The 16,777-nt window shown below is 42.8% G+C and carries 17 protein-coding genes; 12 read left to right on the top strand and 5 right to left on the bottom strand.

Annotated features, from left to right (window positions below):
- Positions 1-72 precede the first annotated feature (72 nt).
- From R7Z41_RS15615 to nirD, 4 genes are read left to right on the top strand one after another with little or no spacing between them, the layout of a single operon-like run.
- Positions 73-1,038 carry an ABC transporter permease gene (locus tag R7Z41_RS15615; RefSeq protein WP_318136377.1) on the top strand — a complete coding sequence of 322 codons (966 nt, stop codon included), beginning with the start codon at positions 73-75 and terminating at the stop codon, positions 1,036-1,038.
- An 11-nt stretch (positions 1,039-1,049) separates the two neighbouring features.
- A complete protein-coding gene (locus tag R7Z41_RS15610; protein ID WP_206969292.1) occupies positions 1,050-1,886 on the top strand; it encodes an ABC transporter ATP-binding protein in 837 nt (278 codons plus the stop codon).
- Positions 1,887-1,896: 10 nt separating this feature from the next.
- Positions 1,897-4,416, top strand: coding sequence for a nitrite reductase large subunit NirB (nirB, locus tag R7Z41_RS15605; RefSeq protein ID WP_053053059.1), 2,520 nt, complete (start codon positions 1,897-1,899; stop codon positions 4,414-4,416).
- The gene (gene nirD / locus R7Z41_RS15600; RefSeq protein ID WP_171342577.1) at positions 4,417-4,752 is read left to right on the top strand and encodes a nitrite reductase small subunit NirD; all 336 of its coding nucleotides are present in this window, start codon (positions 4,417-4,419) and stop codon (positions 4,750-4,752) included.
- 98 nt (positions 4,753-4,850) lie between these two features.
- Here the strand turns inward: nirD and R7Z41_RS15595 are convergent, their stop codons facing one another.
- A complete protein-coding gene (locus tag R7Z41_RS15595; protein ID WP_054701378.1) occupies positions 4,851-5,255 on the bottom strand; it encodes a PPC domain-containing DNA-binding protein in 405 nt (134 codons plus the stop codon).
- A gap of 1 nt (position 5,256) precedes the next feature.
- A complete protein-coding gene (locus tag R7Z41_RS15590; RefSeq protein ID WP_005375904.1) occupies positions 5,257-5,832 on the bottom strand; it encodes a TetR/AcrR family transcriptional regulator in 576 nt (191 codons plus the stop codon).
- A 284-nt stretch (positions 5,833-6,116) separates the two neighbouring features.
- Here R7Z41_RS15590 and R7Z41_RS15585 point away from each other — a divergent pair, with 284 nt between their 5' ends.
- The 4 genes from R7Z41_RS15585 (at position 6,117) to R7Z41_RS15570 (ending at position 8,913) form a co-directional block, all read left to right on the top strand.
- Entirely contained in the window at positions 6,117-6,731 is a 615-nt protein-coding gene (locus R7Z41_RS15585; protein ID WP_005375905.1) for a glutathione S-transferase family protein, read from the top strand.
- Positions 6,732-6,951: 220 nt separating this feature from the next.
- Positions 6,952-7,212, top strand: a complete 261-nt coding sequence (locus tag R7Z41_RS15580) for a hypothetical protein (RefSeq protein WP_005375908.1) — start codon at positions 6,952-6,954, stop codon at positions 7,210-7,212.
- 29 nt (positions 7,213-7,241) lie between these two features.
- Entirely contained in the window at positions 7,242-8,471 is a 1,230-nt protein-coding gene (locus tag R7Z41_RS15575; protein WP_064376518.1) for a PP2C family protein-serine/threonine phosphatase, read from the top strand.
- The gene (locus tag R7Z41_RS15570) at positions 8,452-8,913 is read left to right on the top strand and encodes an ATP-binding protein (RefSeq protein ID WP_025998580.1); all 462 of its coding nucleotides are present in this window, start codon (positions 8,452-8,454) and stop codon (positions 8,911-8,913) included. The genes R7Z41_RS15575 and R7Z41_RS15570 overlap by 20 nt, the downstream gene beginning before the upstream one ends.
- Positions 8,914-8,983: 70 nt before the next feature.
- Here the strand turns inward: R7Z41_RS15570 and R7Z41_RS15565 are convergent, their stop codons facing one another.
- From R7Z41_RS15565 to R7Z41_RS15555, 3 genes are all read right to left on the bottom strand, one after another.
- Positions 8,984-9,175, bottom strand: coding sequence for a hypothetical protein (locus R7Z41_RS15565; protein ID WP_025767706.1), 192 nt, complete (start codon positions 9,173-9,175; stop codon positions 8,984-8,986).
- A gap of 34 nt (positions 9,176-9,209) precedes the next feature.
- A complete protein-coding gene (locus tag R7Z41_RS15560; protein ID WP_031781126.1) occupies positions 9,210-9,545 on the bottom strand; it encodes an Hpt domain-containing protein in 336 nt (111 codons plus the stop codon).
- A gap of 446 nt (positions 9,546-9,991) precedes the next feature.
- Complete coding sequence (locus R7Z41_RS15555) at positions 9,992-12,142, bottom strand: serine/threonine-protein kinase (protein WP_206969294.1); 2,151 nt, start codon at positions 12,140-12,142, stop codon at positions 9,992-9,994.
- A 311-nt stretch (positions 12,143-12,453) separates the two neighbouring features.
- Here R7Z41_RS15555 and tagH point away from each other — a divergent pair, with 311 nt between their 5' ends.
- The 4 genes from tagH to tssL are packed head-to-tail and all read left to right on the top strand — an operon-like array spanning position 12,454 to position 16,765.
- Positions 12,454-13,647, top strand: a complete 1,194-nt coding sequence (gene tagH, locus R7Z41_RS15550; protein ID WP_054578971.1) for a type VI secretion system-associated FHA domain protein TagH — start codon at positions 12,454-12,456, stop codon at positions 13,645-13,647.
- Positions 13,648-13,658: 11 nt separating this feature from the next.
- A complete protein-coding gene (gene tssJ / locus R7Z41_RS15545; RefSeq protein ID WP_005375933.1) occupies positions 13,659-14,114 on the top strand; it encodes a type VI secretion system lipoprotein TssJ in 456 nt (151 codons plus the stop codon).
- A gap of 21 nt (positions 14,115-14,135) precedes the next feature.
- On the top strand, positions 14,136-15,461 hold the full coding sequence (tssK, locus tag R7Z41_RS15540; protein ID WP_206969299.1) for a type VI secretion system baseplate subunit TssK: 1,326 nt from the start codon (positions 14,136-14,138) through the stop codon (positions 15,459-15,461).
- Positions 15,462-15,472: 11 nt separating this feature from the next.
- Positions 15,473-16,765 (top strand): type VI secretion system protein TssL, long form, encoded by a 1,293-nt coding sequence (gene tssL, locus R7Z41_RS15535; RefSeq protein ID WP_005375939.1) that lies wholly within the window; start codon positions 15,473-15,475, stop codon positions 16,763-16,765.
- Positions 16,766-16,777: the final 12 nt, after the last annotated feature.

The following is a 16,777-nucleotide window of genomic DNA, read 5'->3' as shown; positions in this document are numbered from 1 at the left end:
CCATAACGATAAACGCCACAGGCGAGGGGATTCGCTTGTGGCAACAAGGATGTAAATTTCTTAGGAGTGAGTATGTCTAGTAATGTCATTTCCCTGTTTCCTGCTAAGCAGGTAGTGAACCGAAGTCGGTTGGTGCTTTTGCCCGTCATTGGCTTGCTGATCTTTTTGGCAATGTGGCACTTAGCAGCGAGAGAAGTGCAAACTTCATTAGGTACGCTACCGGGACCTGTGCAAACTTTTCAGCAGTTCAGCAATCTTGTCGATGACCATTGGCAAGAGCGAGAAAAGGAACAAGCGTTTATCGAGCGTCAGGAAAAGCGCAATGCTGCGAAGTTAGCGAAGAATCCAGACGCGGCAGTGAAGATTCGTCCCTACACAGGTAAGCCGACGTACTTCGACCAAATCATAACAAGCTTAGTGACTGTAACTGCCGGCTTTCTGTTGGCGACTGTCATTGCGATTCCACTTGGCATCGTGCTTGGTCTGAATCAAGGGCTGTATCAAGCGTTCAACCCAATCATTCAATTGCTTAAGCCTGTTTCACCTTTAGCTTGGCTGCCTATCGTTACCATGGTGGTAAGTGCCACTTATGTGAGTGATGAACCGATGTTTGCTAAGTCGTTCATTAACTCTCTGATCACAGTAGCGCTATGTAGCTTATGGCCGACGCTGATTAATACCGCTGTGGGTGTAACGAGCGTTGATAAAGACTTAATCAACGTGAGCAAAGTGCTCCAACTTTCGTGGTGGCAGCATATACGCACCATCGTTTTACCTTCTGCCATTCCAATGATCTTCACAGGTTTACGTCTCTCTTTAGGTATCGCTTGGATGGTATTGATTGCGGCAGAAATGCTTGCGCAGAACCCAGGGTTAGGCAAATTTGTTTGGGATGAGTTCCAGAACGGCAGTTCAGCGTCATTGGGGCGCATCATGGTGGCTGTCATCACCATTGGTTTTATCGGTTTGATGCTCGATAGAGGCATGTTGCAACTTCAAAAGTGGCTGTCTTGGAATAAACAACAAGCGTTGAGATAAGGGAAAAGATCATGGAAAAAGCATTATTAGATCTAACGCGTTTAGGGATGCGATTCCCAACGCCAGATGGCGAGTTCATCGCGCTTAAGAACGTCGATTTACAAATCAATAAAGGCGAGTTTGTATCCCTAATTGGTCACTCTGGCTGTGGTAAATCAACGGTATTGAACTTAGTCGCAGGGCTGCACATGTCAACAGACGGCGGCGTAATAGTCGATGGGCGAGAAGTAGCTGGACCGGGACCTGACCGCGCAGTGGTGTTCCAAAACCATTCATTATTGCCTTGGTTAACCGTGTATCAAAACGTTGAGCTAGCTGTAAAACAAATTGCCGGCAAAAAGGGCAAAGCGTGGATTCAGGAACAAGTGAATCACTACTTGGAGTTGATTCAAATGCAGCATGCCGCGCACAAAAAGCCGGATGAAATCTCGGGCGGTATGAAGCAGCGAGTCGGCATTGCGAGAGCACTGGCACTTCAACCGAAGGTTTTGCTGATGGATGAACCATTTGGCGCGTTGGATGCGTTAACCCGTGCGCATTTGCAGGATGCACTGATGAAGATTCAAGCCGAGCTAAACAACACCGTGATCATGATTACTCACGATGTGGATGAAGCGGTGCTGCTATCCGACAAAATCGTGATGATGACCAACGGACCGGCAGCAACCATTGGTGAAGTGTTAGAAGTGAATCTACCTCGCCCTCGTGAGCGTGTCGCACTGGCGGATGATGCGCAGTATCAGAAGTGTCGACAAGCCGTGTTGAAGTTCCTTTATGAGAAGCAATCCAAAGTCGAGATTCCTGCTTCGAAAGAAGACAAACCCAAAACCGCAGCGCAAACGGCATAAGGAGGTAGCGATGAACAGTCCTTTAACGATTCCAGTAAAGAACGCATTAAGCCACATCGTTGTGGTTGGCAACGGTATGGTCGGGCAACACCTCGTCGAGCAATTAGTGCAGAAAAACGCGCATTTGGAGCACCGAATTACCGTGATTGGTGCAGAGCGTTTTATCGCGTATGACCGTGTACAGTTGTCCTCTTTATTTGCGGGTAAATCTCATGATGATTTGATGCTGAGTAACCAAGAATGGTACGACATGCATGGCATCCAACTCGTACTTGGCAGCCAAGTAACAGGCATCGACAGAGAGCAAAAGCGTATTCTGCTTGATGGTGAAGATGTGCTGGGTTACGACCAACTCGTGCTCGCGACCGGTTCTTACCCGTTTGTGCCTCCAATTGAAGGTAAAGACCGAGACAACGTGTTTGTCTACCGCACGCTTGATGACCTTTCACAAATCAAAAAGGCATGTGAAGGCGCAAGAACAGGCGCAGTGATTGGCGGCGGCTTGTTGGGTTTAGAAGCGGCAAACGCACTCAAACTATTGGGGTTAGAAACTCACGTCATTGAGTTTGCGCCTCGCCTGATGCCCGTGCAATTAGATGATGGTGCAGGCTTGGTGCTAAAAGAGAAGATTGAAGCACTAGGGCTAACCGTTCATACCTCAACGGGTACGGAACGAATCTGCGATGGTGAAACGGCTAAGCATCGCATGGTGTTTAAAGACAAAGATCCTCTCGAAGTGGATGTGATTGTCTTTTCCGCAGGTATTCGCCCTCAAGATGAGCTGGCAAAAATGGCTGAGCTGGAAGTAGGCGAGCGAGGCGGTATTGTGATTAACAACCAATGCCAAACCAGCGATGAGAACATTTACGCGATTGGCGAATGTGCCCTTTGGGAGCAGAAGATCTTTGGTTTGGTCGCACCCGGTTACACTATGGCGAGAACCACTGCCGATGTCTTGACTGGTATGCCAAGCGAAGGTTTTAAAGGCGCAGACATGAGCACCAAGCTCAAGCTACTTGGGGTGGATGTGGCGTCTATCGGCGATGCACAAATGCAAACCGAAGGTGCTCAAGAAATGGTGTTGCAAGATGCGGTCGCAGGCATCTACAAAAAGCTGGTGGTTGATGCGAGCGGCACCCAATTACTTGGTGCGATTCTCGTCGGTGATAACAGCGATTACGATGCGCTCTTACAGTGTTATTTGAACAAAACAGTCTTGCCAGACCACGCGGCGAACCTGCTATTTGATACCGGAATGCTGGATGGAGAGATGCCAGACAGCGCCATCATCTGTTCTTGTCACAACGTCACAAAAGGTGACTTAGTTGCCGAGATTCAAGCCGGCACTACCAACCTAACGGACCTTAAAGCCAACACTAAAGCCGGTACTGGCTGTGGTGGCTGTAGCAATATGGTCAAGTCGGTATTGGATACTCAACTGGCAGCCATGGGGGTAGAGGTTAACAACCACCTTTGTGAGCACTTTGAGCTCAGTCGCCAAGAGATGTTCCATATTTGCCAAGTGGAACAAATCAAAGACTTCGACACCTTAATTGCACTGCATGGCAAAGGGCATGGGTGTGATATCTGTAAGCCGACAGCGGCATCTGTGTTTGCTTCTTTGTGGAATGAACACATCATGGAGCCTCAACATCAATCTCTGCAAGATTCTAACGATGCCTTTATGGCAAACCTGCAAAAAGATGGCTCTTACTCAATTGTACCTCGTGTTCCGGGCGGTGAAATCACACCAGATAAACTTATCGTGCTAGGCGAAGTTGCGCAGCAATATGATTTGTACACCAAGATCACCGGCGGTCAGCGCGTGGATTTATTTGGTGCGCAGTTAGAGCAACTCCCAGAAATCTGGCAAACCTTGATTGATGCTGGTTTTGAAACAGGGCACGCCTACGGCAAATCGGTGCGCACTGTGAAATCTTGCGTCGGCTCTACTTGGTGTCGCTATGGTGTTGATGACTCGGTCGGATTAGCTATTGAGTTAGAGAACCGCTACAAAGGATTGCGAGCGCCCCATAAGCTTAAGTTTGCCGTATCGGGCTGTACTCGCGAGTGTGCAGAAGCGCAAAGTAAAGACATTGGGGTGATCGCCACTGAAAACGGCTGGAATCTATACGTTTGCGGGAATGGCGGCATGAGACCAAGACACGCAGATTTGTTTGCATCCGACTTATCCAAATCAGAGTTGATCACCATGATCGACCGAGTATTGATGTTCTACGTCAGCACCGCAGATCGCTTGCAGCGCACGTCGGTGTGGATGGAGAACATGGAAGGGGGCCTAGATTACCTTAAACAAGTGATTTTGGATGACTCTCTGAATCTATGTGACTCGTTGGATGAACAAATGGCGCGCGTCGTAGATACCTATCAATGTGAGTGGAAGAGTACGTTGGATAATCCTCAAAAATTGCAACGCTTCCGTCCTTTCTTGAACAGCACGTCGGGCAGCAAAGTCTTGCCGTACCAGCGTGTGCGCGGTCAGCGTATTCCAGTGAAACAGGAGGTGTAAATGGCAGCGTTAACCAAAGTGAATTTGTGTCAGCTTGATGACTTAATGCCGTTTATCGGTGCTACTGTATTGATTGAAGGCGAGCATGTGGCGTTGTTCTACATTCCAGATAGCGGTGTTTACGCTGTTCAGGACTGGGACCCAATAGGTAAGGCTTATGTAATGAGTCGAGGGATTGTCGGTGATATTGATGGTGAGATGTGTGTTGCATCACCACTGTATAAACAGCACTTCAGTTTAAAGAGTGGGCAATGTTTGGAAGACGAAGCGCACTGTCTAAAAACGTGGCAAGTAACGATCGACGATAATCAGGTTTGTTATTTAGCCGAAGAATGATCCTCGAAATTAGCTTGCTCGATATGAGTAAATTCTTAGCGTAAGAGACAAGCGAATAAAGCTCCAGAGACAGCACAGTATGGCTCTGGAGCTTTTTACTATTTGGAAGGATTCACTTTCAGCTCGGTATAGCCAGTCGAGTCGTCCATCGTTCTGGTAAACTCAAGTTCTGAGTAAGAATGGATGATCAATTCTGCGGTAGTATCAATCACTGTGCCTTCCAGCAAATGCCCACCCCAAACTAGTCCATCACGATCAGACACTGAGATATGAACGTGCTGATGCTCAGGCGTTAGTGTTCCCATCACAGAGACGATTTCAAATGGCTCTTGTTTGGTTAACGTACTCTCTGCACCTGCCAAACGAAGGTTGAGGTGAGAGATACAGCCAACGCATGAAGCAATCGAGCCTGCTTTGATACCATGCTGCTCGACCAATTTCGCTAGGCTCAGCTTTAAGTCCATGCCTTTGGTAAGACGTACTGCTATCACTTCAATCGACATGTCACTTCCTAATCAAAACCAGCAAGCAGGAAAGCGCCGTATCCAAATCGGCATAACGTTTGGCTTTGCCAAGTACGCGCATGCCTTGCATGTTGTTGAGAACAAAACGAGCGAGCTCTTCTGGTTTCAGCGTTTTCGGCACTAAGGTTTCTTTTTGCGCATTGGTCAGCGCATCCGCAATGATGTCGATAAGATGGTCAAACAAAAAATGCCCTTTACGCAGTACATCATCGTCTTCGCCAGCGTGCTCAATCAACGCATTTTGAATAAAGCACCCACAGTTCCGTTTGCGCTGCAGCTCAGCAAAAGATTTAAGGAACGATTCTAACTCAGGTAAAGACGCATCGTCTTTTTCCAAATCATTGAGTGACGGTAGCGAGACCTTTTTTAAGTAAGTATCGAGCGCTTCGTAGTAGAGCTGTTGCTTGTCACCATAGGTGTTGTAAAGACTGAAGCGGTTGATGTTCAACTCGTCGGTGAGATCCGAGATAGACGTGTTCGCAAAGCCCTTGCGCCAAAACACATCCATAGCCACGAGAAGCTTTTCATCTCGGTCGAAGTTGGCTTTTCTTGCCATAAATTACCTGCCTGGGTCTGCTTATCGGGTAATTAAATTGCTTTGGAGGGATGGTACAGAGAACCTCTAGCGTTCGAACTGAACCAATATGATGAATACCCATCTATGCTTGGGTATCAGCCTCCAAATTCATGTGAACTCACAAACGGCATCAAAAATCTCGCTCAGCAAACAGACCCACAACTGTTTGAAAATTTTTGATAGTGAAGTTCTTGACTGATCGTTTATAAACTGGCTACAGTATATCCTAACCAATCGGTTAGAAAAAGATAAAAGGATGTGAAATGAAGCTCTATGAAACCGCAATGACTCCAAGTTGTAAGCGAGTTAGCATTTTTCTAAAGGAAATCGGTGGCGAGGTTGAGCGAATTGCGCTGAACGTTCGTGAGGGCGATAACCTATCTGAACCGTTTAAATCGAAAAGCGTGAACGGCAAAGTGCCTTTACTGGAACTGGATGACGGCACGACGATCTGTGAAAGCGTGGCGATTTGTCGCTACCTAGATGAAGCGTTTGAAAATGATCTGGCGCTGTTTGGTGCAAACCAGCTCGAACGTGCTCAGGTGGAAATGTGGCATCGTGTGGTGGAGTTCCAAGGACTAAATGCGGCATTTCAGGCGTTTCGAAACATGACCGGAGTTTATGGAGACAGAGAACGTTGTGTTGAAGCATGGGGCGAAGAATCAAAACAACGCGTCTACGAATTTCTGCCTGTCTTAGACAAGCGTCTTGAACATAATGATTTTATCGCCGTAGACCATTTTACTATCGTCGATATAACAGGCTTTATTTTGATCAGTTTCGCAATTAAAGGCCTAGAAATTGATGTGCTATCGACGTCGCCAAACATTGCTCGATGGTATAACCAAATTTTAGCTAGACCTGCATTTCAGAGTTAATGTATTGCAGCGAGTGGATGATAGCTCGCTGCTACCACCTTACCGATTCTTAACTCAGCAGGATATTCAAATTTTTTCAGATTTTTCTTATTTTTTCTCCTATCGCCTATAATTGGAAAAACAACCTCAATTTGCTTCGTTGCGTTTTAGAGCCTTGAGCTCTTGGTCCGTAGACGCTCTCTTTCATCATGGAAAGTCTAATAATAGACAAGGAGAGGTCATGAATATTCAAGTGAAAACTATCAATAATATTCTAATCGCCCTGTTAATGGTTTCGGTTTTTGGTCTATTCGCACTGTACCTCAATTACACACAGCAGAATGAACAGATTGAAAGGCTGCAAAGTCAGTTAATCGAAAAAGAGCATCAGATACTAATTTCTAATGAAGCGTTGTCTTACACTCGATATCAACACCAATTATTAGCCGAAGACTACAGCCGTTTTAGAAATGAGCAGTCAGTGACTAGTGTTTTGCGTTAGCCAGTAAAGCAACCGTATTAAGGAGGAAGATGAAACCCATTCTTTTGGTCGATGATAGTAAAACAGTACTGCTTTACATCAGCAGTGCATTGGAAAAGCAGGGCTATGAAGTGGTTGCAGTTGAAGACGGAAGAGCGGCGCTTGAGGTGCTAACCCACCGCCCTGATATTCAGTTTGTGCTGAGTGATTTAATGATGCCTGGAATTAATGGTATTGAATTGTGTCGCCAATTAAAATCTAAAGTTAGCGAACGTTACATTTTCTTTGTTCTACTGTCTTCTAGAAATGACCAAAGTTCGATCGTGAAAGGCATTGATGCTGGCGCAGATGATTTCGTAGATAAGAAGACGTCTGTAGAGGAACTTCAGGCCAGAATCCGTGCGGGGTTTCGTACTTTAGAACTGCACAACAAACTCGTTGAGAGAAATAAAGAGCTAGATGCGGCCTATCAAACAATTCACCAAGACCTACAGTCTGCTAGTCATCTGATGGAGCAACTACTCCCTGCTGAATCAACTATTCAGAATGTAAATTTTAGCTATGTCTACAAACCATGCTCCCAGATTGGTGGTGATATGTTGGGGTATTTGGAGCTCGATGAACGACATGTTGCGTTTTATGTATTTGATGTTTCTGGTCATGGTATTTCTTCAGCTTTGATGGCTTTTTCTATTCAACAGACGCTATCTCAAAGTCAGGGGCCTGATTCGATCACGATGGAGTTGAGAGATGACGGCTATTGCGTAAGCGAGCCTGCATCTGTGATTGAACGGCTAAATCGGCGTTATCAGCAAACTAGAAACAGTCAACTTTACTTTACTATGGCTTACGCCATTCTTAACACAAAATCAGGGCAACTTAGCTATTGCACGGCTGGCCACCCCAGGATCTTAGTTTGGCGAACGAGTACGAAAACGATGGAACAGATAGGTGACGATAACTTTATCGTTGGTGCAATGCAGCCGATGGAATATATCGGTAACCAAATTAGTCTGGATGAGGGCGATGCATTGTGGCTTTATTCGGATGGTTTGATTGAAGCGAGGCAGGGTGAGGAGATGTTTTCACTACAACGATTGGCATCGAGTATAAAAGTTGTTTGCACGCTGACAGTTGAAGACCAAGTGGGAGACGTCTTTAAAAAAGTACAATCTTGGCATAACGAAGATGAGTTTGATGATGATGCCAGCCTTTTACAGGTAAAATGGCATGGTGAGAGGCTCGATTTTAAGGAAAAGAATGTCAAAGAGCGAATTTAAACGAACTTACGGGAGCTCCCTTACTCACTCACGAAGTGCGAGCAAAGACGTTGTTCGGTTTTTGATGGGTCATCAAATCCCCTTAAATGCAATTCAATCATTGGAGCTTTGTGTCGTTGAACTCATGAATAACGCTTATATTCATTCTTACAGTGAAATAGAAGGCCTACCAATTGAAGTGGAGTGTAGGGTTGGGGATGACCAAGTGTCCGGTTTCGTGGAACTGAGAGTCTCTGATTGCGGAGCGCCGATCAATGAAAAGACGTTCATCCAACATAAAAATAAACAGATTGAGGCACCTAACTTAATGGATGACGATAGTTGGTCCTCCTCAGGTCGCGGACTGATGTTAGTCGCTCAATTATCTGACCTGTTTACATTGGAAAAAGGTTTCGAAAACAATACGTTTGTTGTAGTGAAAAGGAATAGGGAGAGAAACTAACAACCAAGCAAAGTCGATTTGCTTCACTTGGTCCCTAGCGTTAATCTGACGGTTGCGTTGTATATCATTGTTATTTTGTATTCGTTGTTGGTGCCGGTGATAGTAACGCCTCCAACTCTTCTGGTGTTAGAATATCACTGATGTTTAACATATTACTTTCATCATCTAGCGCCATCTTTGTACGGCTAAGTAAGTACCTTTTTTGAGTTGGTGTTAAGTCTTTGAGAGACTCAATCAACTCCCTGAAATTGCTATTATTCATTGCCATATTTCCCCCAGTTAAGCCTTGAATTTCTTTATTGCATATTCTTCAAGTAAGTGAAGATTTGTTGATTAATTGCAGCTAGCTCTTTAGTAACTATAGCTATATCTGAGCTATCTGGCGCTGTATCGTTTCTGGTTTTTTCTTCTATTCTTTGAAACGCAATGACCGCGGTGTCTTCTCCGAAACTCTCTAAAATGCCCTTTAAACTATGAGCTAATAGATAGAGTTCTGACCAACATTTGCTTGCATATAGCTCATCTATACGCTCTATATCATTCGTGTGATCTTCAAGGTATGTAGAAAAAACAGTGACGATCAGATCTACGTCGTTATCCATGTATGTATTGAGAACATCAAAATTAATCATGTATACCCCTATTAAACGTTGAGGTAGAGGAATGTTTCGGATAATGAAGGCTTAGCCGAAGGTATGAATGGCATAACCAGTATTTGAGCAGAAATAGTTTGCTTGTCGCTTGAGATAAACTTACAAAAAGAAAGTCATTGTTAAAGATATTTTGACTTATATCCAAACGGCAATGGTCGAAATGTAGGGATGAAAAAACTTCAACTCGCGTGTTTTTAACACAAGTAGCAAAGGGGATGTTTCCAAGTAAAACGCCGAGTCGGTAAGTGTCTTGCAGTCCTAGTTTAAGGCTATCGTTACATACGGACGCCAGACGTTCGCCAACTTTGACTATTCCTTCAGTCAAGGCTAACTCTCCTCATTAAGTACAAGTATAAATTAGCAATCTAGTTGCATATTGGCAAGTAATCTACGGCAAAAAAGGGACTCGCGTCCCTTTTGTATTACTAGCTTTGCTTAGAGTCCTGTTCTATTTGCTTCATAAGCTCGTTGGCTTTCTTCATAGCGCGTCTTGCGCTTGAAGTCCTTCGCTTATTAAGCAATATATCGGAGAAGCGTAAGTATTTATCAGCAGTTTTGAATCTTAAATCGTTAACATCCTGAAAACCAATAGGAAAGTTTTTCGAGAACAGATCCACATCCTTCACCAAGTTATCGAGATGAGTTGTCGTCCTTGCCTTTTCTAGGCGAGAATAAAAGTTTTCAAACTCTTCTTGGAACAGGATTCTAGCGGCATCTTCTGGAAACGGTAGAGGGCTGTTGGAATCTAGCGCTGTCTCATATAATTTCATTTCCAGCACTGCATCTTTCATCGCATTACTTATCTGTAAGTTCTCTTGATGCTCTTCTACGTTTGAAAAGAAGGTGTTCCCAACCTTAATAAGAGCAACAAGTACAGCTGCGTCTTTCTTTTTGAGTGCTTCAGTGAGGTGCTGACCGAAAACATCGCTAGATAACGAACTTGGCGTGAAAGGATAACCTTGATGAATCTGATTTAACTCATCCTTGAGCTCATAGATGGATTTACTGCCGTCTTCTTTACTGTACCGAGACTTTTCAAGTTGACTGTTGATTTGCCTTGCTATCGAAAGTAACGTGGAGTGCTTGCTTGACTGAATATCTAAGGCAAGAACTTCTATTTTATGTGAGTCAGGGTAGTAGGTTTTTGCTTTATCAAGTATGGACTCAATTTCATCATAATTCGGGTAGTTGTTGGCATCAGAATTCAAAACCTGATCAATTTCAGATTCAAACTCGCTGAGAATATAGGTCTTGTGTAAGCGTAATAAGCCAGCCTTAACGACTGGATGTAAGCTTTTTTCACTATCAATCAGTGCCAAACTTTTTTCTGCTGGCGTATCAAGCTGCCACTCTTGTCCGGCAATTTGATCATTTTGCTTGCTAATAACGGTTTCCAAATTGGCGATGGTTTCTTGTTGCTGCTGATAACCAAATACAATGCCGCTAACTAATAATATACTCGCTGCCGCGCCGCTAGCGATAGGCCAATAGCGCATATTCAATTTGCGTTTCAACTGCTCAGGGGTCAGCTCGTTCGGAATGATGCCAGTTGAAAATACGCTTGAAAATATTGGCCACTTAGATGCAGGCATGTTAGTTGGTTTAGAGACCTTGATCTTCTTTTTGAGAGCTTCATTAACTGGAGTTCTTGCGTAAGGGTGTTTGCAACTCAATAGCTCGTAAGCAATACAAAATAGAGCAAACATATCGTCGCTTAAGTTCGGTTCCTTACCGGATAACAGGTTGAGTGATGCATAGTTGGGAGTATAACCAAGCGTTTCAACATTTTCGGATTTACGTTTAGCCGCATATTGATCCTGCTTTAATTGATGAGTTTTAGATACACCAAAATCAAGCAACTTAACGTTACCCTCAGACGTTAAAATCACATTAGCGGGCTTTAGGTCGGCGTGCACTACACCAAGAGAGTGAGCATATGAGAGTGCATCGAGTACCTGATTTAGGATTGATAAAGTTGCATTAAACTTCAGCCCATGGGGCCTAGAACGCTGTATTAAACTCTCTAATGTTTCTCCGTTAATATACTCCATAACTAAAAAGTATATTTCGCCATCAACACCAAAATCAAAAACCCTAATGATATTAGGGTGGCTTAACCTTTGAGTTTGTTGAGCTTCACGTATTAACATGCGTGCAGTCTCTGGTTGAGAAGCAAACTCTTTCTGTAATATTTTTAACGCAACGTAGGGTGTTTCTGAACCTGAAGATTCAAGAATCCTATCTTTAGCTAAGTAAACATCGCAAAGCCCACCATGCCCAATAACCGACTCAATTTCATACCGATTTTTAACGGTCGCTCCTATTAAGCTTTCGTTAATAACATCTTTGTTATTATTTAATGAGTCATCTTTATTGTTTTTTTTCTTATTAACTAACGGAGTGTTTTCTTTTTGAGACAGTTTTGTATTTGTTTCATTTTTATTTTTAACGGAGGTTTCATTATTAGTGAGTTTGGTTGATTTAATTGCATTGTCTCGTTTTTGAGTCTTTACAATTTTAGTTTTATCTCCGCTTTCTTCGTTATTTATAGAATTGTTTTTATTACTGTCTTCCATCACAAGAACTCCGTATAAATGATGGGGGAATATATACCTTTCTGCTCAATGAAAAGTCATTATGTTAGAATTTCTCGGCCAAACTAACATTCGTTTTTTTATTGATGAAAGTCTAAGTGTCAAAAATTTGAACTTGGTTGGATAATTAAAATTGTTGAACAATACGTGATTGCTTTGATAAAAAAATGATTCATTATTCCGTGCATGATTTTCAATGGCAGTATTAAGATTTTTATTAATCTTACTGTTAATAGAAAGTAGTTAATAATAAAATTAAAAATAATATCTAGCAGGTCTTTGGCGAGGTTTACATGAAGTTGGTTTTAACCATAACAAGTTTTCACAAATTTACTCCAGAGATTGAGAGTGAGTTCGTGTTTGAATCAAGTGATGAACATGCCAAGGTTACATTTGGTAGGTCTGAACAATGTGATTGGACACTACCAGATCCTGAAAGAGTGGTATCCGGAACCCACGGAGAACTGATTAAGTTTGGTGACAAATACTTGATAAAAGACCTCTCAACTAATGGTACTTTTGTAAATAATGCTGTAACTCCTGTGGGTCAAGGAAATGAAATAGCACTAAGCGATGACGATATGGTTAGCTTAGGGGATTATCAAATTTCAGTTTCTATTCAAACAGATACAGATGTAGTCAGTCTTGAGACAAGTAAAAGTCTTTCTAGCGCACCCCCTGAAGTAGTCTCAAGTCCATCGGAAGCAGAATTTGTTGACCTAGGCCTTAGTGCTAGTGAACTCTTAAACGAAAGTGTTCCTTCTGATTTTCAGCTAGATATTGGTTTAGTCGATGATTTTATTGATATCCCAAAGCCCGAAAAACAGAGCACCGTATCTGAAACTTTACCGAAAGTTAACCGACAATCAGAACACCTATCGACTCCCAACTTTGATACCAATGGGGGTGAACTTGCGGCTTTTGTTAGAGGGGTGGGTATAGATCCAATGATGATTCCCAGCGATAACCGAGAGGAATGGTTCGAACAACTGGGGGAGTCATTTTCTTTGATGCTAGTTGGTTTAATGGAAACACTGCATAACAGAGCAGTGTTTAAACAAACAAATCGACTTAGTCATACCGCATTTCGTAAGTCAGAAAATAACCCTTTAAAGTTTTCTGCAAACTTAGAAGATGCGATTCATAACTTATATAACCGTCAAACCGCTAGCTTCTTAAAGCCAAATGCAGCCATTAAAGAAGCATTTAATGACATCGAAAGTCATGAGCAAGCCTTAATGAAAGGTGTTGAAGGTACGGTTTCGAGTGTTATGTCACTTGTTGAACCTACTTCTATATACTCAGATGCTTTAGCGAAAGACACGGTTATTAATAAGGTTATTCCAGCTAGGAAATATGCTCAAAGTTGGAAGAGGTTTGAGGATATTCATGAAAAGCTATCCGATGATATTATCAATAAAGAGTCTCCGTTCTATTTAGAAGACTTCGCTAAGCACTATGAATTAGCATTAAAAAACAAAGGCTAGGAATTAGGGTGATGAAAAAGTTTTACCAATATATTTTGTTATTAATTTCAATAGCTTTATTTGGGTGCTCAGCAGCGAACCTAGTTGTTGATCCATACTCAGATTTAGAAATAGCAGCAAGTCATAACATTAATCCTGATTCAAACGGCAGGCCTTCTCCTGTAGTGGTGTATGTATTTGAATTAACGTCAAATACCATTTTCGAAAGCCAGGACTTTTTTTCTATTTATGAAGAAAGTGAAAAAGTCTTAGGACCTGATTTAGTGAATAAATATGAAGTTTCATTAACTCCAGGTCAGAAAGAAACATATCAAGCAAGTATGTCTCCAAAGACAGAATATTTAGGTATTGTCGTAGCGTTTCGAGATATTGAAAACTCAAATTGGCGACAAGTCATTAAAGTGGATAAGACCGGTTACAACACATATCAAGTATTGTTAGAAGATCTGTCTTTGGTCGTTAAATAACGTTTAGTTGGCTAATTATAAATGACGCAATACTCCAAGACGGCTTGGTGCGAAGGAATGTTTTTACGTCCCCAGCACTTCCAGCAACAAGAACGCGCAACCTCTCAAGAATTCAAGGGCTTACATCAGTTAGGTGGGGCTTACAATTGGGGAGTTTGGAAATGTCGAGTAAAAAAACACGCGCTAAAAGATGGTCTTATTGAACTTGAGCATCTTGAAGCTGTTTTGCCAGATATGACGTTGGTTAATACGTTAATATCCAACGATTCAGTTTCGCCTCTACTTATTGATAAAAACACTGAAAATACGTTAGTAAAAATAACTCTCCCTCTTTCAAGTGTTACAGGTAAAAACGTTTCGGATGTAAGCGAATCGATCGTCTCTCGTTATGTACTTCAAGATATCGACGTGATAGATAACCTTACAGGACAAGATGAAGAAACCATCCAAGTTGCAGCCCTTAACCTAGAGTTGAAAGCGAGTAATGACAAATTAGCGGGTTATGTGGAGTTACCTATCTTAAGGATCAAAGAGGTAACTCCTGAAGGGGAAGTTATACTAGACGATGAGTACGTTCCTCCGCTTATCAACCTCCTTAGCGACAAAGTTATGTCAGCTTATCTACGTAACGTTATCGCGATGACAAAGATGCGTGCTGACGTTATTGCACAGCGCTTGATTAAGGGTAAGTCTGCATCGGCATCTGCTGTTGATTTCATCATGCTCCAAATGCTGAACCGATATGAGGCGAAGTTAAAGCATTTCAGTGAGTTAGATAGGTTACATCCACTGGAATTAGCGACGACACTTAAAGGTTACATTGGTGAGTTAGCCACTTTTTCTAATAAAACTAAAAGAGTCCCAAGTTTGCTTGCGTATGATCACTTAGATGTATCAAGTGTCTATAGCGAGTTGAATCAGATACTCAGTCAGTACCTCAGTGTTGTCCTTGACCACACTGCGACCAAACTTCCGTTGGAGCCTCGCCAATACGGTATTCAAGTGACGCCGCTTCCAGATAAACGCTTGCTTGAGTCATGCCAATTTGTGCTAGCAATTAAAGCAGACACCACAACAGATGAAATAAGACGCCTGGTCCCAGCGCAACTCAAGTTTGGCCCGGCAGAACAGATTCGCGATCTAATTAATAATCAGATCAACGGTATAAACGTAGTGCCGTTGAGTGTCGTCCCGAGACAGATTCCTTACCAAACGGGCTATGTTTATTTCGAAGTTGTCAAGAAAGGGCCATTTTGGATGAGGCTAAAAGATAGTGGCGGTATTGCGCTTCACCTATCAGGGCATTTTCCGAATGCTGAACTTGAGCTTTGGAGTATTAATCAATAGGCGCACTCTGTATGGAACAAACGATAGTAAAACCAACACCGGGTGGAAGAGCACCCGCATCGAAACCACAATCAGAAAAGTCTGTGGATAATACCGTAGTTATCTCAAAAAGTCCTGAATTGGTGAACAATGATTCAGTGGTCGCTTATGGGAATAACTCTCTACTAGCAGAGGCGAATGGCCTGTTATCTATTATCGGTCAAATTCGCTCGACAGCGACTCATTCCGATCCGTTGTTTCTAAAAGAGACATTGGCACAAAAGCTTAGAGATTATGAGAACCGATTACGTCAGCATGACGTTGATTTGGATACCATTGATACAGCTCGTTATTGTTTATGCTGTTCACTAGATGAAGTTGTCCTTAACACCAATTGGGGTGGGAATTCATTCTGGAGTCACGATTCATTACTTAGCTCCTTCTATGCTAGCAGTCAAGGTGGGGAAGCGTTCTTTAAGCATCTTGATAAGTGCATGGCGAAACCAGATGTGAACTTAGATTTGCTTGAACTAATGTATGTGTGCTTATCTCTCGGGTTTCTGGGTCAATACCGTTTAGAAAAAAATGGACTGGAATCGCACCGGAAATTGAGAAGACAGGTTATTGCTACTCTTAAGACTTATGGGAGAGGAGTCCCTCAGGAACTAAGCAATAGTATCGACCAACACATTTTGAATGGCTCAAAGGCTTCTGATAGAGCTCCTCTTTGGGTTGTATGTTCTGTAACGGCGGCACTATTGGTCTGCATATATATGTATTTTAGTTATGAGCTAAATAAGGCATCCAATCGCACCTTTTCTCAATTAGTCAATTTGATTCAACCGCAACAACTTAACCAAGATGCAACGTCAGAATCAAAATCAGCGCCAATTGCAGAAAAGATTTCAATGTATCTAGCAACTGAGATCGGTAAGGGGCTAATCAATGTTGAGCCGCTGCAAGACAGGGTAAGAATTTCGTTAAAGTCTCAAGATCTATTTGAATCAGGTAGTGCTGATGTTGTCGCTTACATCCAACCCGTTATTTCTAAGCTTGCGAGAACATTGGAGTCGACCCAAGGCAAGATCATTGTTACTGGTCACACCGACGATAGGCCTATTTTCACGAGTAAATATCCCTCGAACTGGCACCTATCATTAGCTCGAGCCACTGCTATGTCTGAACAACTGATCTCGAATAGTGCATTAGAAGGGCGAGTGATACCCGAGGGATTGGGGGATGCAAGACCATTAGTTGAAAACAGTAGTGATGAAAACCGAGCTATTAACCGCCGGATTGAAATCGACCTTCTTGTCGCGAATTAATAATAGGTAGAT

This window comes from Vibrio sp. 1457, assembly GCF_033340195.1.
In the GTDB taxonomy this organism is placed as follows: Bacteria; Pseudomonadota; Gammaproteobacteria; order Enterobacterales; family Vibrionaceae; genus Vibrio; species Vibrio alginolyticus.
The sequence above is the reverse complement of the archived record's forward strand: the minus strand, read 5'-3'. Positions and strand labels throughout refer to the sequence as shown.